The organism is Streptomyces sp. SM10, assembly GCF_002910915.1.
Taxonomy (GTDB): domain Bacteria; phylum Actinomycetota; class Actinomycetes; order Streptomycetales; family Streptomycetaceae; genus Streptomyces.
Genome location: NZ_NEUF01000160.1, coordinates 235,000 through 253,770 on the forward strand (window position 1 = coordinate 235,000; position 18,771 = coordinate 253,770).

Sequence of the window (18,771 nt, forward strand, 5' to 3'; positions counted from 1 at the left end):
CCCCGTGCGTACGCCGCCGTGCGTACCGCTCCCTCGGCAGCCGCCAGTATGTGCATGAGGCACCCGGTCAGGCAATGGAAAGGCCGGTGGGCCGCGTCCCCTCCCCGGGACGCGGCCCACCGGCCTCGAACGAGCCGGGTGCGGTCAGCGCACCTCGGTGATCTCGGGACCGCGCTGCAGCTGGCCCATGCCGCCGGAGAACTTCGAGCTCTCCTGGTCCTCCTGCTGCACACCCTCCGGCACCATCTGGGCGTCATTGGGAAGCTTGAGGACGATCGGGTCACGCGGAGCCATCGGACCGTCACCGCGGACCACGACGGTGTCCCGGAAGATCGTCTCCAGCAGCCCGGCGGCCTCCGGCTGCACCGCGCCCTGGCCGGAGATCACTCCGCGCAGGAACCATCGCGGTCCGTCGACCCCGACGAAGCGCACCAGCTGTACGCCGTTCTTCCCGTCCGGGAGCTGTACGGGGACCTGGGCGCGCAGCTCCCAGCCCAGCGGGCCCTCGACCTCGTCGATGATCCCGCCCTGCTGGGTGATGCCCGAGGCGATCTCGTCGCGCACCTCACCCCAGATGCCCTCCTTCTTGGGAGCGGCGAAGGCCTGCAGCTGGACCGCGCTGTCACGCAGCACGACGGTGGCCGCGACGATCGCGTCGCCGGCGACCTCGACCCGGAGCTCCATGCCCTCGACCCCGGGCACGAAGACGCCACCCAGGTCCACCCTGCCCTCGCCGGGCTGGGAGACCTCGGAGATGTCCCACGGCCCGTCGGGCCGGGGGGCCGGCGGAAGGTTCGTGCGGCGCGAGCCGCTCTCGGCCCCGGTGCCGTCGAGCTCGTCGGCGACCTGCTCGGCCTCGCGCGCTTCGTCCGCCGTGTCCTCGGCGGAACCACTGTTCTTGCGACGTCCGAACACGTCAACGTCCTTCCCGGTCGGATACGACCGAAGCGTAGCTGTTCCCACCCTGGGTGTTACCGCCCGTGACGCCGTCCACTGCGGCATGACCGCCGGTGGATCCGAAGCCGCCCTCGGCCCGCGCCGAGCCGGGGAGCTCCGTCACCTCGTGGAAACGCACCTTCTCGACCTGCTGGACGACCAGTTGGGCAATCCGGTCGAACCGTTCGAACCTGACGGTCTCGCGTGGGTCGAGATTGACCACGATGACCTTGATCTCCCCACGGTACCCGGCATCGACCGTCCCTGGGGCGTTCACGAGGGCCACTCCGCAGCGGGCTGCGAGGCCCGAACGGGGGTGCACGAAGGCCGCGTAGCCGTCGGGCAGGGCGATCGACACCCCGGTGGGGAGCATCGCCCGTTCGCCGGGGGCGAGTTCGGCGGCCTCGGTGGTGACCAGATCCGCACCGGCGTCGCCCGGGTGTCCGTAGGCGGGAATCGGCACGTCCGGGTCGACCCGGCGGATGAGCACGTCGACGGGCCGGCGCATCAGGGGTTCACCTCGAAGGCGCGTGCGCGCCTGACCTGGTCCGGGTCGGACATGGCCGCCCGGATCTCCTCCGGCCGCCCGTTGTCGATGAAGTGGTCCACCTTGACCTCGATGAAGAGAGCTTCCGCGCGGACCGCGACGGGCCCCTCCGGGCCGGCGGTCCGGCCCGTCGCCCGGCAGTAGATCTTCCGGCCGTGGACGGCGGTGACTTCGGCCTCCAGGAACAGCACGGTGTCCACGGGGACCGGCAGGACGTAGTCGGTCTCCAGCCGTCCGGTCACCGCGATGACCCGCAGCAGCCAGCTCAGGGCGCCGAGCGTCTCGTCCATCGCCGTCGCCAGTACACCACCGTGCGCCAGTCCCGGGGCGCCCTGGTGGGCCGGCTTCACGGTGAATTCGGCGGTGACGCTCACACCCTCGCCGGCCGTCGCGCGGAGGTGCAGTCCGTGCGGCTGTCCGCCTCCGCAGCCGAAACAGTGTTCGTAGTGGGAGCCGAGGATCTCACCGGGCGCCGGGGCGTCGGGATGCCGGACGGGCTTCACGGCGTCGGCCGGGGGTGTCAGACGTGCAGATGTTCCACTCACAGGCGCAGACCTTACCCGCGCTGCCGACCGCGGGTCGCGCCGTGCCAAGCTTGCTTTCATGCAGCCTTCCGCACCCCCCTTCGACGAACGCCTCACCGCACCCCGTTCGTGGTGGCTCATCGCTTTCGGGATCGGCGTCGCCTGTGCGCTGATGCTCCTGCCGGTCGGCACCCTGCCCATGCTCGGCGGCCTCGTCGGCGGCACGGCGGCGGCGTGCGCGGGCGTGAGTTCGTACGGCTCCGCGCGCATCCGGGTCGTGGCGGGCGCCCTGGTCGCGGGCGACGCCCGGATCCCCCTGGAGGCGCTCGGCGACGCCGAGGTGCTGGACGGGGAGGAGGCGCGCGCCTGGCGCTCGTACAAGGCGGATCCCCGCGCGTTCATGCTGCTGCGCAGCTATGTCCCCACCGCGGTGCGGGTGAAGGTCACCGATCCCGCCGACCCGACGCCCTACCTCTACCTGTCGACCCGTGAGCCGGGGGCCCTGGTGGCGGCGCTCGCGCCCGTAGCGGCTTAGCGGCCGGGGTCTTCCAGCCCTTCGGGAAGCTCCTCCGCGGGCCTCGCGGGCTGTTCCAGGGCGGGGAGCTCCGTGAGGCGGTCCCAGGAGACCTGATCGCGCCGCAGGTCGCTCCTGACCCGGTCGGCGAGCTTTCTGGTGTCCCGTCGGTTCATCATCGCGCCGACGGCGGCACCGATCATGAACGGGATGAGATTCGGCAGGTCCCGCACGGTGCGCTTCATGATCTGCTGGCGCAGTTCGCGCTTCATCTGTCCGCCCAGCGCCGCGTTGAGCGTGGTGGGGCGGGAGACGTCGATGCCGCGCTCCTCGGTCCAGGACGTCAGATACGCGGTGCCGCGCTGGCCGATGTTGCCCGGCGGACGCCTGCCGTAGACCTCGTGCAGCTCGGCGACGAGCTTCATCTCGACGGCGGCGACCCCGGTGATCTCGGCTGCCAGCTCCGCGAGCATGGCGGGGGGTACGGGCATCATCGCCGCGGCCCCGATACCGGCGCCGACGGCGGCGGTGGCGCCGCACGCGCCCGCGACGAGCTTGTCCGCGAGCTCTTCGGGGCCGAGCCCCGGGAACTGCCTGCGCAGGGTGGCGAGGTCCCGCACGGGGACACGGGGAGCGATGTCGATGATGCGGTCGGTCACCGCGCCGACTGCGGCGGCTGCGTTCTCCCGGCTCCTGCGTACGCCTCGTTTCAGTGTGTGCAGACGGCCGGGTCCCTTCGGGGCCGGACCGTCCTGCCCGGACTCGGAGGGCGGCTCCGCCGCCCTTACCGCTTCGAGCGAGGCCGGACGGCCCCGCTCGTCGTCAGGTGTGCCGGGAGAGGCAGGCAGGGCGGCCCCGTGCTCGGCAGTGGGGCTCTCACCCTCTACCGGGCCTGTACCGCCCTGATGCGCCTCCGACGACTTCGTGCGCCGCAAGCGCCGCTTCCGGAACGGTGTGTCGCCTGCCACGGCCGGCCGGCCTCAGTCGCAGTCGCGGCAGATGGGCTGGCCGTTCTTCTCGCGCGCCAGCTGGCTGCGGTGGTGCACGAGGAAGCAGCTCATGCAGGTGAACTCGTCGGCCTGCTTGGGCAGGACCCGCACGGCGAGCTCTTCGTTGGACAGGTCCGCGCCGGGCAGCTCCAGTCCCTCTGCCGCGTCGAACTCGTCGACGTCGACGGCCGATGCCGTCTTGTCGCTCCGACGAGCCTTGAGCTCTTCGAGGCTGTCCTGGTCCACGTCGTCGTCGGTCTTGCGTGGGGTGTCGTAATCCGTTGCCATGTCGCTCTCCCCCTCTTGGGTGTCTGCGGTGTCTCAGCGCACGTAACGCGTGAGAGGCCGGACTTGTGCCCGACCTGAGGCGGAGATTTTGCCTCACATCAAGGTCTGTTACTCAATCGACACCCAACCGGATCTCTCGTGAGCGATCAGCTTGGGTGGCGAAGGGGACCGTACACGGTCCGATTGCTGCAGTTCACGGGCGCCACCCCGTGTACTTCCCGTGATAACACCCCCCGGAAACCGGGACGTTTCCAGGCTTTCCGGCGGAGATGTGATCACGGAGAGTGGAGAGACCGAAATTCGCTTCTGTGATCGATCACACAGGGACAGAAAGGAAATGGGGTTATAAAATTCCGCCCAAAGCGAACAGAGTCATTCAATGCGACTTCACACCGCGAACCCTCTCAGACCGGCAGGGTGACGCGCATCACGAGACCACCGCCCTCGCGGGGCTCCGCGATGATACGGCCTCCGTGCGCCCGCGCGACGGATCGGGCGATCGACAGGCCGAGCCCGACCCCCTTGTCGCTGCCCGTGCGCTCGGTGCGCAGCCGTCTGAACGGCTCGAAGAGGTTGTCGATCTCGTACGCCGGCACGACGGGCCCGGTGTTCGACACGGTCAGGAGCGCCTGCCCGTGCTGGAACTCCGTGGTGACCTCCACCCAGCCCGCCTCCGCCACGTTGTAGCGCACGGCGTTCTGCACGAGGTTGAGCGCGATGCGCTCCAGGAGGACCCCGTTGCCCTGGACGACCGCGGAGGCACGCTCGCCGCGGACCTCCACGCCCTTCCCGGCGGCCTCGGCCCTGGTCTGGTCGATCGCCCGGTCGGCGACCTCGGCCATGTCCACGGGTTTGCGTTCGATGATCTGGTTGTCGCTGCGGGCGAGCAGCAGCAGCCCTTCGACCAGTTGCTCGCTGCGTTCGTTGGTGGCCAGGAGAGTCCTGCCCAGCTGGTGGAGCTCGGGCGGGGCCTCAGGGTCGGAGAGATGGACCTCGAGCAGCGTGCGGTTGATCGCGAGGGGCGTGCGCAGCTCGTGCGAGGCGTTGCCCACGAACCGCTGCTGGGCGGTGAAGGCCCGCTCCAGCCGGTCCAGCATCTCGTCGAAGGTGTCCGCGAGCTCCTTGAGCTCGTCGTCCGGGCCGTCCAGCTCGATCCGCCTGGTCAGGTCGGTGCCGACCACCCTGCGGGCGGTGCGGGTGATCCGGCCGAGCGGGGACAGGACACGGCCCGCCATCGCGTACCCGAAGGCGAACGCGATGACGCTGAGGCCGACGAGGGCGAGCAGCGACCTGTTGAGCAGGGAGTCGAGCGCGTGTTCCCGCTGACGGTTGACACAGGCGTTCATGGCCGCGTTGAAGGTGTCGGGGCTCGCCTTGGTCGGCAGGTCGCAGACATGGCTGGTGACCTGCCCGCTCTCGATCTGGAACGGCAGGTCGCTGCCCACGTTCAGGGCCTGGGCGGCCAGCATGTAGATGATCGAGAGCAGCAGGATGCCCGCGATCAGGAACATCCCGCCGTACAGGAGCGTGAGCCGTATCCGGATGGTCGGGCGCAGCCAGGGGTACGGGGACTCCTGCGCCTTGGGTTCCCAGGTCGGTTTCGGCGGCGCCTTCATGGGCGCCGGGGAGGCTGCCATCACGTCCTCAGATCCGGTATCCGGAGCCCGGTACGGTGACGATGACGGGTGGCTCGCCGAGCTTGCGCCGCAGGGTCATGACCGTCACCCGCACCACGTTGGTGAACGGATCGGTGTTCTCGTCCCACGCCTTCTCCAGGAGCTGCTCGGCCGAGACGACCGCGCCCTCGCTGCGCATGAGGACCTCCAGGACGGCGAACTCCTTCGGGGCGAGCTGGATCTCCTGGTCGTCCCGGAAGACCTCCCGGCGATTGGGGTCGAGCTTGATCCCGGCCCGCTCCAGCACGGGCGGCAGCGCGACCGTGGTGCGGCGCCCGAGGGCGCGCACCCGTGCGGTCAGCTCGCTGAAGGCGAAGGGCTTGGGCAGGTAGTCGTCCGCGCCGAGCTCCAGGCCCTCGACGCGGTCGCTGACGTCGCCGGAGGCCGTGAGCATCAGGACCCGGGTGGGCATGCCGAGCTCGACGATCTTGCGGCAGACGTCGTCCCCGTGCACCACCGGGAGGTCCCGGTCCAGCACGACGACGTCGTAGTCGTTGACCCCGACGCGCTCGAGGGCAGCCCCTCCGTCGTAGACGACGTCGACGGCCATGGCCTCCCGGCGCAGTCCGGTGGCCACCGCATCGGCGAGCAGCTGCTCGTCCTCGACGACGAGTACGCGCACGGCGCAGTCCTTCCCTAGATCTCCGAAAAAACGGCGAGCGGCCCTCGATCCGGCCGCCCGCCGCACGTCAGCGGCACCGACTGTGCGCGTCCATCCTGCCCGTAACGCGCATAAACCGGCGGTAAGACGGCGCGGCACGGATCACCGCTCCAGGGAATTGATCGGATTCCCGCGCCAGTTGAGGTTTCTGGCGGGCCGCCGACGGGGAGGACGCTCTCACACCCGCGATCACGCCATGCATGTGGCGTTCCACAGCCCGTCCTGCTTCCAGAGGGACTGCGTGATCACCCGCACTCCGGCCGTCCGCGGACCGGAGGACCACCGGGCACACCCCCGTGCCACCGACCCACGACGAGGGGGCGCTTCATGGACGCTTTCACCGCAGGTCTGCTGCAACGAATCAAGACCACCGAGTCCGACCTCACGAGGGCCCGCGAGACGGGCGACGACTTCCTCGCGGACGTCGAGCAGGGAGAGCTCGACGACCTGCACCGCCTCGCCGCCGAGCACGGCGTGGAAGTCGGCACCACGACCGTCTGAGCCGCCACGGGAGGGCCCCGGGAGCCGTCACGGCTCTCCGGGGCCCTCTCGTGTGCGGTGCGCGTCCCTGGGCGCCGTGGCGGGCTCGGGGGACGGCATACGTCAGTCGTGCCAGGCGCCCAGTTCCTCGAGGAGGGCCTGCAACGGTCCGAAGACGCCCGGGGTCGCCGCGACCGTGAGGTCCCCGTCAGCGGGGAGTCCGGGCCTGCCACCGGTGAGGGCGCCCGCCTCCCTCGCGACGAGATCGCCCGCCGCGACGTCCCACGGGTGGAGCCCGCGCTCGTAGTAGCCGTCCAGCCGGCCGGCCGCGACGTCGCAGAGCTCGATGGCGGCCGATCCCCCGCGCCGGATGTCCCGCAGCCTCGGGATCAGCTGCCGGGCCACGTCCGCCTGGTGGGTGCGGACCTCGGTGACGTAGTTGAAGCCGGTCGCCACCAGGGCCTGGTCGAGGGGGGCCGGGGGGCGGCAGCGCAGTGCGTCACCGTTCAGGTACGCGCCGCGGCCGAGCACCGCGTGGAAGGTCTCGCGGCGCATCGGGGCCTCGACCACACCGGCCACCCGCTCCCCGTCACGCTCGGCGGCGATGGAGACGGACCAGGTCGGGAGACCGTAGAGGTAGTTCACCGTGCCGTCGAGCGGGTCGATGACCCACCGGATGCCACTGGTGCCCTCGGCGCTCGCGCCCTCCTCCCCGAGGAAGCCGTCGGCGGGGCGGTGCTCGGAGAGGTAGCCGGTGATCAGCTTCTCCGCCCGGATGTCCATCTCGGTGACGACGTCGATCGGGCTGGACTTCGTCGCGGCCACCCCGAGGTCGGCGGGACGGCCGTCGCGCAGCAGCGCGCCGGCCCTGCGGGCCGCCTCCAGGGCGAGGTCGAGCAGTTCGGAGAGCAGGGGGTCGGTCACAACGCTCCAGAGGTGGTGTCGCGGGGCCGGTACGGGCGTGTGGTGCCCGCGCGGCGGGGAACCGGGCGGTCAGAACGGGCTGTCGGCCCCCGCGGCCGCCGGCTTGAGGGCCCTGGCGGGGCAGCAGCCGACCGGACACAGGTCGTGGGAGGGGCCGAGTGCGCCGAGCGCGCACGGCGTGACGGGGCTGCCCCGCTCTGCGGCGGCGCGCTCCAGGACCAGGTCGCGCACCGCGGCGGCGAACCGGGGGTCCGCGCCCACCGTCGAGGACCTGCGGACCGGCAGGCCCAGCTCGGCGGCCTTCGCGGTGGCTTCCGTGTCGAGGTCGTACAACACCTCCATGTGGTCCGAGACGAAGCCGATGGGGGCCATGACGACGGCCGGGACGCCGTCGCCGTGGAGCGCCTCCAGGTGGTCGCAGATGTCGGGCTCGAGCCACGGGATGTGCGGGGCGCCGCTGCGCGACTGGTAGACGAGCCGCCACGGGTGCTCGACGCCGGTCTCCTCACGCACGGCCTCGGTGATCAGCCGGGCGACGTCCAGGTGCTCGGCGACGTACGCGCCGCCCTCGCCGTGGGTCGTCACCGGCCCGGAGGCGTCGGCCGCAGCGGTGGGGATGGAGTGCGTGGTGAAGGCGAGGTGCGCCCCGGCCCTGACGTCCTCGGGGAGGCCGGCCAGCGAGGCCAGCACCCCGTCCACCATGGGCCGCACGAAGCCGGGGTGGTTGAAGTAGTGCCGCAGCTTGTCGACGCGGGGCACCGGGAGCCCTTCGGCCTCCAGCGCGGACAGCGACTCCGCCAGGTTCTCGCGGTACTGGCGGCAGCCCGAGTAGGAGGCGTAGGCGCTGGTGGCGAGCACGGCGATCCGGCGGTGTCCGTCCGTGACCATCTCGCGGAGCGTGTCGGTGAGGTAGGGGGCCCAGTTGCGGTTGCCCCAGTACACCGGCAGTTCGAGCCCGTGGTCCGCGAAGTCCACGCGCAACGCGTCCAGCAGCGCCCTGTTCTGCGCGTTGATCGGGCTCACGCCCCCGAAGAGGAAGTAGTGCTTGCCGACCTCCTTGAGCCGTTCCTCGGGGATGCCCCGGCCGCGTGTCACGTTCGCGAGGAACGGGACCACGTCGTCAGGGCCTTCGGGACCGCCGAAGGAGAGCAGCAGCAGGGCGTCGTAGGGAGCGGGATCACACAGATCGGACATGCACCCGATCCTGCCACCCGCCGCCGCCGTCGCGGCAACCGCCGTCGGCGGGTCCCGGGTCACGCGGCCGCCGGTAAGCTGTGTCGGCCCCCGCACTCCTGACAGGCTTCCCCGGAGCACCCCTTGCCCAGCCCCTACCGTGCCATCTTCGCCGCCCCGGGAACCCGGGAGTTCTCGGCGGCCGGATTCTTCGGCCGGATGCCGCTGTCGATGATGGGGATCGGCGTGGTGACGATGATCTCCCAGCTCACCGGCCGCTACGGGCTGGCCGGGGCGCTCTCCGCGACACTCGCCATGGCGGCCGCCGTCATGGGACCGCAGGTGTCGCGGCTGGTGGACCGCCACGGGCAGCGCAGGGTGCTGCGGCCCGTCACGCTGTTCGCCGCCGCGTCGGTCGCCGGGCTGCTGGTCTGCGCCCAGCAGCGGCTGCCCGACTGGACCCTGTTCGTCTTCGCCGCGGGCGCCGGCTGCGTCCCGAGCGTGGGGTCGATGGTCCGCGCCCGCTGGGCCGAGATCTACCGGGGCACGGGGCGTCAGCTGCACACCGCGTACGCCTGGGAGTCGATCGTCGACGAGGTGTGCTTCATCTTCGGCCCCATCGTCTCCATCGGGCTGTCCACCGCCTGGTTCCCCGAGGCCGGGCCGCTGCTCGCCGGCGCGTTCCTGGTGGCCGGCGTCTTCTGGCTGACGGCCCAGCGGGCGACCGAGCCCGTGCCCCACCCCGAGGAGCACCACACGGGCGGGTCGGCCCTGCGTTCGACCGGTCTCCAGGTGCTGGTGGTCACCTTCGTCGCCACCGGGGCGATCTTCGGGGCGGTGGACGTGGTGACGGTGGCCTTCGCCGAGGAGAGCGGCCACAAGGCCGCGGCCAGCCTCGTGCTCGCCGTCTACGCCCTCGGCTCGTGCCTCGCCGGGGCGGTCTTCGGCCTGCTGCACCTGAGGGGGAAGCCGTCCGGCAGATGGCTGGTGGGAGTGTGTGCGATGGCCGTGAGTATGATCCCCCTCCAACTGGCCGGGAGCCTGCCGTTCCTGGCCGTGGCGCTCTTTGTCGCGGGCCTCGCCATCGCACCGACGATGGTCACCACGATGGCTCTCGTCGAACAGCACGTACCTCGCACCCGGCTGACCGAGGGCATGACCTGGACCAGCACCGGACTCGCGGTCGGGGTGGCGCTCGGTTCCTCGGCCGCGGGCTGGGTCGTCGACGCCTCCGGGGCGCGGGCGGGGTACGCGGTGCCCGCCGTGGCGGGAGCGATCGCGGCCGCGGTGGCGTTCCTGGGGTATCGCCGGCTCACCGAGCCGGTACCTACGGGAGGGCGCGGGGAAGATGACCGACACCTACGCACGGACGACGGGCACATGGCGTAACTGGGCGGGCAATGTCACCGCCCGGCCGGCCCGTGTGGCGTCCCCCGCCTCGGTCGACGAGCTCGCCGGGGTGCTCCGCCGGGCGTCCGAGGACGGCCTGAAGGTCAAGCCCGTCGGCACCGGCCATTCGTTCACCGCGACCGCCGCCACGGACGGGGTACTCATACGCCCGGACCTGCTCACCGGCATCCGCGACGTCGACCGTACGGCGATGACCGTGACGGTCGAGGCCGGCACCCCGCTGAAGCGCCTGAACGCGGCGCTCGCCCGTGAGGGGCTCTCCCTCACGAACATGGGCGACATCATGGAGCAGACGGTCGCCGGGGCCATCTCCACGGGCACCCACGGCACCGGCCGCGACTCGGCGTCGGTCGCCGCGCAGATCCTCGCGCTGGAGCTGGTCGCGGCCGACGGCACCGTGCTGCGCTGCTCGGCCGACGAGCACCCGGACGTCTTCGCGGCGGCCCGGATCGGGCTCGGCGCGCTCGGCGTGGTCACCGCCGTCACGTTCGCGGTGGAACCGGTCTTCCTCCTCACCGCCCGTGAGGAGCCGATGACCTTCGACCGGGTCACGGCCGACTTCGACCGGCTCGTCGCCGAGAACGAGCACTTCGAGTTCTACTGGTTCCCGCACACCGGCAACTGCAACACCAAGCGCAACAACCGCAGCGCCGGTCCCGCGGCTCCGCCCGGGCGGGTCAGCGGCTGGATCGAGGACGAGCTCCTCTCCAACGGCCTCTTCCAGGTCGCCTGTTCGGTCGGCCGAGCGGTCCCGGGCGCGATCCCCTCGATCGCGAGGATCTCCAGCCGCGCCCTGTCGGCCCGCACCTACACCGACATCCCGTACAAGGTGTTCACCAGCCCCCGGCGGGTGCGCTTCGTGGAGATGGAGTACGCGGTGCCGCGCGAGGCGGCCGTCGATGCCCTGCGTGAGCTCAAGGCCATGGTGGAGCGCTCGCCGCTGCGGATCAGCTTCCCCGTGGAGGTCCGCACGGCACCGGCGGACGACATCGCGCTCTCCACGGCCTCGGGCCGGGAGAGCGCGTACATCGCGGTGCATCTGTACCGGGGCACGCCGCACCAGGCGTACTTCACGGCCGTCGAGCGGATCATGACCGGATACGACGGCCGCCCGCACTGGGGCAAGATCCACACCCGGGACTCCGGCTACCTCGCCGGGGCCTACCCCCGGTTCGGCGAGTTCACCGCCGTGCGCGACCGGCTCGATCCGGACCGCCTGTTCGCCAACGACTACCTGCGCCGCGTACTCGGGGACTGAGCCCCTCGGACGCCGCGGCACCGGTCACCGGCCGGTGTCCGTCCCGGCGGCGGGTCCGTCCTGCTGGTCCGGGGCCGCCTCGTCCGCCCCGGTGGGGTCCTGTGCGGCCGGCACGGTGGCGTCCGGCGTCGTCGGGGCGGTGGGCTCCGGGGTGGTGGTGCTTCCCGACGCCGAAGGCGTGGGGGTGGGACCGGTGGCCGCGCCGCCGCCGTCTCCCCCGGAGGGGTCGGGCACCGCGCTCCGGCCGTCGTCCGGGCCGGCCCCGGGAGCCGTCGGGCTCCCCCCGTCGTTCTCCTGGTCCTCCCCGCCGCCCTCCCGGCCGGTGCCGCCCGAGGGTGACGGCGAGGTCGTCCCTCCGTGGCGCTCGCCGCTCACGACGGAGCCGATCGTCGTCCCCCCGTTCCCGCCCAGGTCGTGGCCGGAGACCGTTTCGTACACGGTGATTCCGGCCATGGACAGGACGAAGACCCCGGTGGCCGCGAGGACCGACCGCTTCCAGCCCCGGACACGGGTGCCGTGCGTACGTGCGTCGGAATAGGAGTCGTCCGTGGGAGAACCGCCGGCGACCGGGCCTCCTGGCTCCCCCTCGCCGGGCCGGACCTGCCGGAGCAGCGTGGTGCGCTCCCCCTCGCCGGGCCGGACCTGCCGGAGCAGCGTGGTGCGCTCCGCGCCGGTATCCGCCGTGCGCAGCACCGTCGTCGCGTCGTCCTCCGGGTGCGGCGGCCCGGGCCAGGTCTCCCTGGTCCGCACGGTCACCTGACGGCCTGCCGGATGCTTCACCTGGACGGTGACTTCCCGGATCTGCTCCCCGGTGCGCCGGAAGAAGTGCTGGAAGACCGATCCCCCACAGGTGGCCACCACGCTCATCACGCCCGCGCCGGCGATCGTTCCGTACACACCGAGCTGCGAGGCCATCACCGCCGCAGCGATCGCCGCGACGGCGCTACCGGCGACCTGCGGCAGGCTCAGATCTATGCGCCTTTCCTTGCGTTCCGCATCACTCTGCGGCTTCTGAACCATGATCAGCCCCTGCTCGACAGCCACCCCACCTTGCACCAGGAAGGGACATTTGAGCGAATGAGATAGTTCCATTTCTGGAGATTTTGTGAAGCAGCACACGCATCGGGGGCATGTCGCACATCACGGGGTAGTCCAACTCCCGTGCCCGGCGAGAACTTCGGCGGCGCGCCGGTCCACCCACGTGGCCCGAATGGAGTACTGTGGCGAGCCCTGGGGCCGGACTCCCACACGGGTATCCGGGACCTACGGGAGGGGGCCGAAAGCCGGCACCCGAACCGGCGGCGCCGCGGCATCGCACGGGCGCCTCCACCATGGAGCGACCATCCGGTCGCTCCGCGTCGTGAACAGGTGACCGTGCCATCGTGGCGTTCCAGGGCCGAGGCCCGACACGCCGGGTAACTTGGCAAGGTTGTGGCAGGCTGAACCCGGGCAGGTCACACTCGACTAGCGGAAGCAGCGACGCACGTGACGTCGGCAGGCACCACCCGGGAGGTTCCCATGCCCGAACTGCGTGTCGTGGCCGTCTCAAACGACGGCACACGACTGGTGCTCAAGGCTGCGGACAGCACGGAGTACACGCTTCCGATCGATGAGCGGCTGCGTGCCGCCGTGCGCAATGACCGCGCCCGGCTCGGCCAGATCGAGATCGAGGTGGAGAGCCATCTCCGCCCGCGCGACATCCAGGCGCGCATACGCGCCGGTGCCTCCGCGGAGGAGGTCGCGCAGTTCGCCGGCATCCCGGTGGACCGGGTGCGCCGCTTCGAGGGCCCCGTGCTCGCGGAGCGCGCGTTCATGGCCGAGCGCGCCCGCAAGACTCCGGTGCGACGCCCCGGCGAGAACACCGGACCGCAGCTCGGCGAGGCGGTGCAGGAGCGGCTGCTGCTGCGCGGCGCCGACAGGGAGACCGTCCAGTGGGACTCCTGGCGCCGGGACGACGGCACCTGGGAGGTCCTCCTCGTCTACCGCGTCGCGGGTGAGCCGCACTCCGCGAGCTGGACGTACGACCCCCCGCGCCGGCTCGTGCAGGCCGTGGACGAAGAGGCGCGCTCGCTCATCGGGGAGACCGACGACGTCGCGGCTCCGGAGCCGAGCTTCCCGTTCGTGCCCCGGATCGCACGGCTGCCGCGCGACCGGCCGCTGGACCGTGCGCTGGACCGGCAGATCGAGCGCCCCGCACCCTCGGCCCCGGAGCCGGAGGAGCGCGTCAGCGGTGTGTCCGCGGGCGAGCGTGATTCGCTGACCAGCCTCCTGGAGGCGGTTCCGAGCTTCCGGGGCGACATGATCGTCCCGGAGCTTCCCTCCCAGCCCGAAGCACCCGCGCTCGAGCCCGCGTCCCTGGAGGAGCCCGAGGCCGACGAGCCTCCGGCCGCGGCGGCGTCCGCCGGTGCGGGTTCCGCCTACGCCGATGTCCTGATGCCCCGCGCGGTGGCGGGCCACCGCGACCGGCTGACCGGGACGACGGACCGCCAGGCCGAGGCCGACGGGGTCCGCCCGGGACGCCGTGCGGCCGTGCCCAGCTGGGACGAGATCGTCTTCGGCACGCGCCGGAAGAAGCAGGACTGAGGCCGGCCCGGACATCCGTGGCGCGAGGAGGGCCCGTACGCAGGTGCGTACGGGCCCTCGCTCCGCCCGGGGACCGGCCGCGTCAGACGGGGTCGGGCCCCGTGGCGACGGGACGGGACTCGTCGGAGGTCCACTCCGACCAGGACCCCGCGTACAGGGCGGCCCGGTGCCCGGCGAGTTCGAGCGCCAGCACCTCGTGGGCGCCCGAGACGCCGGAGCCGCAGTAGACACCGACCTCCGGCCCCCCGTCGGCGCCCAGGGCCGCGAACCGGGAGGCGAGCGTGGCGGCGGGCAGGAAGCGCCCGTCCTGGCCGACGTTCTGCGTGGTGGGGGCGGACACCGCACCGGGGATGTGGCCTCCGACACGGTCGATCGGCTCGACGTCCCCCCGGTAGCGCTCCGCGGCCCGCGCGTCGAGCAGCAGACCGGAGCGGGCCAGTTCGGCGGCCGCGTCCGCGTCGAGGAGACCGAGCGCGCCGGGTTCGGGCCGGAAATCGCCCTCGGCCGGTACCGGGATGTCGGTGGTGAGCTCTCCCGTCCATGCGACGAGGCCGCCGTCCAGCACACGGACATCGGTGTGCCCGGTCCAGCGCAGCAGCCACCAGGCACGGGCAGCCGCCCACCCCTGGCCTCCGTCGTAGACCACCACCGGGGTCTCGCGGCCGACCCCCGCGCGCCGCATGACCGCCCCGAAGGCCTCCGGGTCCGGCAGGGGATGACGGCCGCCCGCTCCGGCCGGGCCCGCGAGTTCGGAGTCGAGATCGACGAACACGGCTCCCGGCAGGTGCCCGGCTTCGTAGTCGGCGCGGCCGTTCGGTCCGCCGAGCTGCCAGCGGATGTCCAGGAGCACCGGCGGGCGCACCCCAGCCGACTCGCTCACGTATTCGGATGCGGTGATGATGGGCTTCATGGGTGCCATCTTCGCGCAGGTGCCGACCCCCGCGACGCCGCACGGAAAAGGATGTACCGGATCAAAACGGTCTTCGGTGTGGGTGTAAGCCGGGAAACGCGGCGCGGCCGGGGTGCCTGGGGGCCTCAGTGGTGCGAGCATCTGCACGGAGCGTACGCACCCGTATCCGTACCGCTGGACGCCGTGCAGGCCCCGTCCCCCCGTACGGCGACCACGATGGTACGAGGAGAGAGAAGAAGATGACCGAGGCTGCCGCCCGGCGCACGCCCGGAGCGCCGTGCTGGGTGAGTCTGATCGTGCACGGCCTGACCGCGACCCAGGATTTCTACAGTCGCCTGTTCGGCTGGGAGTTCCGGCCCGGACCCGAACAGCTCGGGCCGTACGTCCGGGCCCTTCTGTCCGGCAAGGAGGTGGCCGGCATCGGACAACTGCCTCCCGACCGGCACCTCCCGATCGCCTGGACGACCTATCTCGCCACCGAGGACGCGGACGCCACGGCGGAGGCGATCCGCTCCTGCGGCGGGACGGTGGCCGTCGGCCCCATCGAGGCCGGGGACGCCGGCCGCCTCCTGCTCGCGTCCGATCCGAGCGGAGCCGTCTTCGGCGTCTGGCAGGCCGCCGAGCACCTCGGCACCGCTCTCGCCGGCACTCCCGGCACCCCGGTGTGGAACGAGCTGGTGACCCGGGAGACCGCGTCGGTCGCCAAGTTCTACCAGGCCGTCTTCGGATTCGAGACCGAGGCGGTCGTCTCGGCGGACTTCGACTACCAGACACTGCACCTCCAGGGCCGGCCCGTGGCCGCCGTGCACGGCGTGGGCCACGCCCTGCCGCGCGACCGCGGCCCCCACTGGATGACGTACTTCCAGGTCTCCGACACCGACGAGGCGGCGGCACGCGTGGTGGAGCTCGGCGGCCATGTGCTGCAGGCGCCCCGGGAGGCCTCCAGCGGCAGGCTGGCCACGGTGTCGGACCCGGAGGGCGCGGTGTTCACGATCGTCCGGCCACCGGGCAGCTGACCCTTGCCTGCGCGGGGCGGTCGAAGGCGCCCGCGCCTCGACCGACAGCCCCGCGGGAAAGCAGTCGCCAGGCGCGCACCGTCGAGAATGCCCCGCCGAGATGTCCCGCCGCCCTGGGGTGATGAACGGCGAGGACGACATCTCCCCGTCGAATGCCTCACCCCCTCGAAACCGCGCCGTCCGACGTTCGTGCTGCCGGCCGGACAAGGGAGCCGGGACGCGCGGTGTCGTCGTACGGGCGACGGCGGCCGGGCCCGCCTGCAGCCCCGGAGGGCTGAGCGACCGGGCCTCAACCACGCACCGTCCCGCGGCGCGCCCGGCCGTATACCCGCCGAACAGGGTCAGTTCAGGCATCGCTCTGCATCGCTCACGATTCGCACCGAAACCGCGCACGACCGTCGGGGCGCGACGCGCACCGAGCGGCGGGAGCCCGTCGGGAACGGTCGCCATCGCCCATCGGATTCGATTGCTCCGCACCATCGATCTCACGACTGACCCATGGTCAACACCGTTCATGTCGCCAGATCCGAGCCTTCCGAATGCACTCCTGCCACTCCCGTTCGCGCATATGACAGCTGGTCAGAGAATGACGATCGAGGAGTGCTCGGATTCCGCTTGTCTCACACGGTTCACTCCCCCGAAGAATTCTGACCGAGTTGGAACCCTTCCGCCCACCTGAGTGATCGCAAATTTTCGACGATGTACACATGGGCGACGGATCTACGGCATAGGATCAGGCCGCGTCACTGGGACCCCACCCACCCCACTTGTCTCATCCGCACCAGGCACACGATGTGCCGGCCAGCCTGCTCTCACCCCCACACCCCGTTAACAGGTATCTGCGTGTCACCGATACTCAGCACCGGTTCCGGCGACGGAGCCGCGTAGTGAAAATCAACCGCCGTCTGGTCCTCCTCGTCACCGCACCGCTCACCGTGGCGGTCACCTTCTCGATTCTGGCCCTCGCACCCGCGACCGATCAGGCGCTCCAGGCCGGCCGGTTGACGGAGATGGCCGATGTCGCCTCCGTCGCGGGCGAGGTGACCCACCAGTTACAACGCGAGAGAGCCGCCGCCACCGCACTGGTCTCCGGCCAGGGATCTCCGGACGCCTTCCAGACAAGCTCCCGCGCGACCGACAAGAGCATCACCACGTTCCACAGCAGGACCGGCCGGCTGTCCGGGTTACCGGGCGGCGCACGGACCGCGCTGGCCCGGATCGATCGCTTCATGGTCGACCTGCCCGCCCTGCGCGCCCAGGTCCGTTCGGGCAGCAGCACCATCTCCGCGCTCGCCTTCCGCTACCGGATCGTCATCGCCGATCTCAACGGCTACCGCGACGGCATCGCAGGGGCCGACGGGGTACAGGCCGACACCGCGGACCGCATCCGTGCCGCCGCCGCCCTGTCCGAGGCCGCCGAGTACACGGCGCAGCAGCAGGTCACCGTCATGAGGGCACAGGCCGCGGGCGGTTTCACGGTCGCCTCGCAGCGGACCTTCGATGCCGGCCGGCTGGGCTACACGAAGTCGACCGGCACCCTCTTCGACCTCGGCCCCGGCGAGTGGCGGTCCTGGCTGGAGCGCACGCTCTCCGGGCCGAAGGCGCTGGAGGCCCGTCGCCTCGAGGACGCGATCGGGCGCACGGGCACCGGGAAGGACATCGGCGTCACCGCGGAGGCGTGGCAGAAGGCTTCCGGGGACCGCCAGGCGCTCCTGCGTTCGGTGGAGAAGAAGATCGACGCGTCGGTCCTTGAGACGGTCTCCCGGGAGCGCACCAGGCTCGTGTGGATCGCCGGTGGCGAAGTCGTCCTGGTGCTGCTGACCCTCGTGGGCGCCGTGGTCGTCGCCGTCCGTCTGGGACGCGTCATGATCCGACGGCTGCGCGATCTGCGCAACGCCGCCCACGAGGTCGCCCACACCGGTCTTCCCGCCGTGATGAACGAGCTGTCCCGGCCGGGCGCGCTGAGCGGCTCGACGCCCCAGCAGGTCGCGGAGCGGTCGGGCAACCCGGTCGGGACCACGGGCGGGGACGAGATCGGCGAGGTCGGCGAGGCGTTCAACGCCGTCCATCACGAGGCCGTCCGACTGGCCGCCCAACAGGCGCTGGTGCACGAACAGTTCGCCGAGACCCTGGTCCGTGTGGCGCGCAGAGGTGCCCAGTTGACCAGCGTCATGGTCTCCGAGCTCGACACGGTGCAGCGCGACGAGGCCGACCCCGAGCGCATGCAGGCGCTCTTCGCCCTCGACCATCTAGCCGTCCGCATGGAGCGCAACACCAACAACCTCCTGGTACTCGGCGGTTACGGCAACGCCCGGGTGCGGTCCGGCGACATCGACTGTTCCACGGTCATCGTGGCGGCGGCCCAGCAGATCGAACGGTTCGACCGCGTGTCCCTCGGAGTCGTCGAGGCGGGCATCGGCATCACCGCCCGCGCCGTGCACGACGTGGCGCACATCCTGGCCGAACTCCTCGACAACGCGACGCGGTACTCGCCTCCCGACGTGCAGGTCGGGGTCGCCGTATGGCGGCTGTGGGACCGCGCCGTCGTACAGATCGTCGACGAGGGAGTGGGCATCCCGGCCGAGCGCCGCGCCGCCCACAATGCCGCGCTGCGCGAGCCGCAGACGGGTATCGGGGACGTCCGGTCCATGGGTCTGCACGTGGTGGCCCGGCTCTCCGCGCGCCATGGCATCGTTGTCGAACTCCGCGACTCCTCCGGTCCCGGAACCATCGCCGAGGTCACGCTGCCGGCGGACGTGCTGGCCGAGATCCCGCAGGAGTCCGTGCCGGAGCAGGGGACGCGGGGTGACGGTGTCCGCTACGAGGCACCCCGTCCTGTTACCGCGCCCGGACAGTTGGACCGCAGGCAGTCGGGCGACGTG

Annotated in this window: 18 protein-coding genes; 7 read left to right on the forward strand and 11 right to left on the reverse strand. The window is 71.6% G+C overall.

The window, feature by feature from the left end; genetic code table 11:
- Nucleotides 1–144 precede the first annotated feature (144 nt).
- Genes B9S57_RS26665 through B9S57_RS26675 form a run of 3 tightly spaced genes read right to left on the reverse strand, consistent with a single transcriptional unit; the run spans nucleotide 145 to nucleotide 2,028 of the window.
- Nucleotides 145–915, reverse strand: a complete 771-nt coding sequence (locus B9S57_RS26665; RefSeq protein ID WP_103759754.1) for a DUF3710 domain-containing protein — start codon at nucleotides 913–915, stop codon at nucleotides 145–147.
- A gap of 1 nt (nucleotide 916) precedes the next feature.
- The gene (gene dut, locus B9S57_RS26670; RefSeq protein WP_103759755.1) at nucleotides 917–1,444 is read right to left on the reverse strand and encodes a dUTP diphosphatase; all 528 of its coding nucleotides are present in this window, start codon (nucleotides 1,442–1,444) and stop codon (nucleotides 917–919) included.
- Nucleotides 1,444–2,028, reverse strand: coding sequence for a PaaI family thioesterase (locus tag B9S57_RS26675; RefSeq protein WP_103759756.1), 585 nt, complete (start codon nucleotides 2,026–2,028; stop codon nucleotides 1,444–1,446). The genes dut and B9S57_RS26675 overlap by 1 nt, the downstream gene beginning before the upstream one ends.
- A 58-nt stretch (nucleotides 2,029–2,086) precedes the next feature.
- Between B9S57_RS26675 and B9S57_RS26680 the strand changes: the two genes are divergently transcribed.
- Nucleotides 2,087–2,542: a DUF3093 domain-containing protein gene (locus B9S57_RS26680; RefSeq protein WP_103759757.1), complete on the forward strand. Its 456-nt coding sequence runs from the start codon at nucleotides 2,087–2,089 to the stop codon at nucleotides 2,540–2,542.
- Here B9S57_RS26680 and B9S57_RS26685 read toward each other — a convergent pair.
- The 4 genes from B9S57_RS26685 to B9S57_RS26700 form a co-directional block, all read right to left on the reverse strand.
- Nucleotides 2,539–3,489 (reverse strand): hypothetical protein, encoded by a 951-nt coding sequence (locus B9S57_RS26685; protein WP_103759758.1) that lies wholly within the window; start codon nucleotides 3,487–3,489, stop codon nucleotides 2,539–2,541. The genes B9S57_RS26680 and B9S57_RS26685 overlap by 4 nt on opposite strands.
- A gap of 12 nt (nucleotides 3,490–3,501) precedes the next feature.
- Complete coding sequence (locus tag B9S57_RS26690; RefSeq protein WP_003965732.1) at nucleotides 3,502–3,798, reverse strand: DUF4193 domain-containing protein; 297 nt, start codon at nucleotides 3,796–3,798, stop codon at nucleotides 3,502–3,504.
- A 404-nt stretch (nucleotides 3,799–4,202) separates the two neighbouring features.
- Entirely contained in the window at nucleotides 4,203–5,435 is a 1,233-nt protein-coding gene (locus B9S57_RS26695) for a HAMP domain-containing sensor histidine kinase (protein WP_103759759.1), read from the reverse strand.
- 7 nt (nucleotides 5,436–5,442) lie between these two features.
- Nucleotides 5,443–6,096, reverse strand: coding sequence for a response regulator transcription factor (locus B9S57_RS26700; RefSeq protein ID WP_103759760.1), 654 nt, complete (start codon nucleotides 6,094–6,096; stop codon nucleotides 5,443–5,445).
- Between the two features lie 366 nt (nucleotides 6,097–6,462).
- Between B9S57_RS26700 and B9S57_RS34630 the strand changes: the two genes are divergently transcribed.
- The gene (locus B9S57_RS34630; protein WP_181011476.1) at nucleotides 6,463–6,636 is read left to right on the forward strand and encodes a hypothetical protein; all 174 of its coding nucleotides are present in this window, start codon (nucleotides 6,463–6,465) and stop codon (nucleotides 6,634–6,636) included.
- 102 nt (nucleotides 6,637–6,738) lie between these two features.
- On the opposite strand, the gene B9S57_RS26705 is transcribed toward B9S57_RS34630, so the two are convergent.
- The gene (locus B9S57_RS26705) at nucleotides 6,739–7,539 is read right to left on the reverse strand and encodes an inositol monophosphatase family protein (protein ID WP_103759761.1); all 801 of its coding nucleotides are present in this window, start codon (nucleotides 7,537–7,539) and stop codon (nucleotides 6,739–6,741) included.
- Between the two features lie 69 nt (nucleotides 7,540–7,608).
- Nucleotides 7,609–8,733 (reverse strand): ferrochelatase, encoded by a 1,125-nt coding sequence (locus tag B9S57_RS26710; RefSeq protein ID WP_103759762.1) that lies wholly within the window; start codon nucleotides 8,731–8,733, stop codon nucleotides 7,609–7,611.
- A 123-nt stretch (nucleotides 8,734–8,856) separates the two neighbouring features.
- Between B9S57_RS26710 and B9S57_RS26715 the strand changes: the two genes are divergently transcribed.
- Complete coding sequence (locus B9S57_RS26715; protein WP_103759763.1) at nucleotides 8,857–10,101, forward strand: MFS transporter; 1,245 nt, start codon at nucleotides 8,857–8,859, stop codon at nucleotides 10,099–10,101.
- Nucleotides 10,061–11,380, forward strand: a complete 1,320-nt coding sequence (locus B9S57_RS26720; RefSeq protein WP_103759764.1) for a D-arabinono-1,4-lactone oxidase — start codon at nucleotides 10,061–10,063, stop codon at nucleotides 11,378–11,380. The genes B9S57_RS26715 and B9S57_RS26720 overlap by 41 nt, the downstream gene beginning before the upstream one ends.
- Nucleotides 11,381–11,404: 24 nt before the next feature.
- Here B9S57_RS26720 and B9S57_RS26725 read toward each other — a convergent pair whose 3' ends face one another.
- Nucleotides 11,405–12,400, reverse strand: a complete 996-nt coding sequence (locus tag B9S57_RS26725; protein ID WP_103759790.1) for a hypothetical protein — start codon at nucleotides 12,398–12,400, stop codon at nucleotides 11,405–11,407.
- A 498-nt stretch (nucleotides 12,401–12,898) separates the two neighbouring features.
- On the opposite strand from B9S57_RS26725, the gene sepH reads away from it, so the two are divergent.
- Nucleotides 12,899–13,963: a septation protein SepH gene (gene sepH, locus B9S57_RS26730; protein WP_103759765.1), complete on the forward strand. Its 1,065-nt coding sequence runs from the start codon at nucleotides 12,899–12,901 to the stop codon at nucleotides 13,961–13,963.
- 82 nt (nucleotides 13,964–14,045) lie between these two features.
- Here the strand turns inward: sepH and B9S57_RS26735 are convergent, their stop codons facing one another.
- Entirely contained in the window at nucleotides 14,046–14,873 is an 828-nt protein-coding gene (locus tag B9S57_RS26735; protein ID WP_103759766.1) for a sulfurtransferase, read from the reverse strand.
- Nucleotides 14,874–15,112: 239 nt separating this feature from the next.
- Here B9S57_RS26735 and B9S57_RS26740 point away from each other — a divergent pair, with 239 nt between their 5' ends.
- Nucleotides 15,113–15,889 carry a VOC family protein gene (locus B9S57_RS26740; protein WP_103759767.1) on the forward strand — a complete coding sequence of 259 codons (777 nt, stop codon included), beginning with the start codon at nucleotides 15,113–15,115 and terminating at the stop codon, nucleotides 15,887–15,889.
- An 887-nt stretch (nucleotides 15,890–16,776) separates the two neighbouring features.
- Nucleotides 16,777–18,771 (forward strand): nitrate- and nitrite sensing domain-containing protein (locus tag B9S57_RS26745; RefSeq protein ID WP_103759768.1); only part of this gene is annotated, 1,995 nt, incomplete at its 3' end.

What these genes read in the sequence shown, in the direction of transcription:
- B9S57_RS26710 (WP_103759762.1), bottom strand. Translation starts at nt 8,733, where the DNA reads ATGTCCGATCTGTGTGATCCCGCTCCCTACGACGCCCTGCTGCTGCTC.
- B9S57_RS26690 (WP_003965732.1), bottom strand. Translation starts at nt 3,798, where the DNA reads ATGGCAACGGATTACGACACCCCACGCAAGACCGACGACGACGTGGAC.
- sepH (WP_103759765.1), top strand. Translation starts at nt 12,899, where the DNA reads ATGCCCGAACTGCGTGTCGTGGCCGTCTCAAACGACGGCACACGACTG.
- B9S57_RS26695 (WP_103759759.1), bottom strand. Translation starts at nt 5,435, where the DNA reads ATGGCAGCCTCCCCGGCGCCCATGAAGGCGCCGCCGAAACCGACCTGG.
- dut (WP_103759755.1), bottom strand. Translation starts at nt 1,444, where the DNA reads ATGCGCCGGCCCGTCGACGTGCTCATCCGCCGGGTCGACCCGGACGTG.
- B9S57_RS26725 (WP_103759790.1), bottom strand. Translation starts at nt 12,400, where the DNA reads ATGGTTCAGAAGCCGCAGAGTGATGCGGAACGCAAGGAAAGGCGCATA.
- B9S57_RS26735 (WP_103759766.1), bottom strand. Translation starts at nt 14,873, where the DNA reads ATGAAGCCCATCATCACCGCATCCGAATACGTGAGCGAGTCGGCTGGG.
- B9S57_RS34630 (WP_181011476.1), top strand. Translation starts at nt 6,463, where the DNA reads ATGGACGCTTTCACCGCAGGTCTGCTGCAACGAATCAAGACCACCGAG.
- B9S57_RS26680 (WP_103759757.1), top strand. Translation starts at nt 2,087, where the DNA reads ATGCAGCCTTCCGCACCCCCCTTCGACGAACGCCTCACCGCACCCCGT.
- B9S57_RS26720 (WP_103759764.1), top strand. Translation starts at nt 10,061, where the DNA reads ATGACCGACACCTACGCACGGACGACGGGCACATGGCGTAACTGGGCG.
- B9S57_RS26740 (WP_103759767.1), top strand. Translation starts at nt 15,113, where the DNA reads ATGACCGAGGCTGCCGCCCGGCGCACGCCCGGAGCGCCGTGCTGGGTG.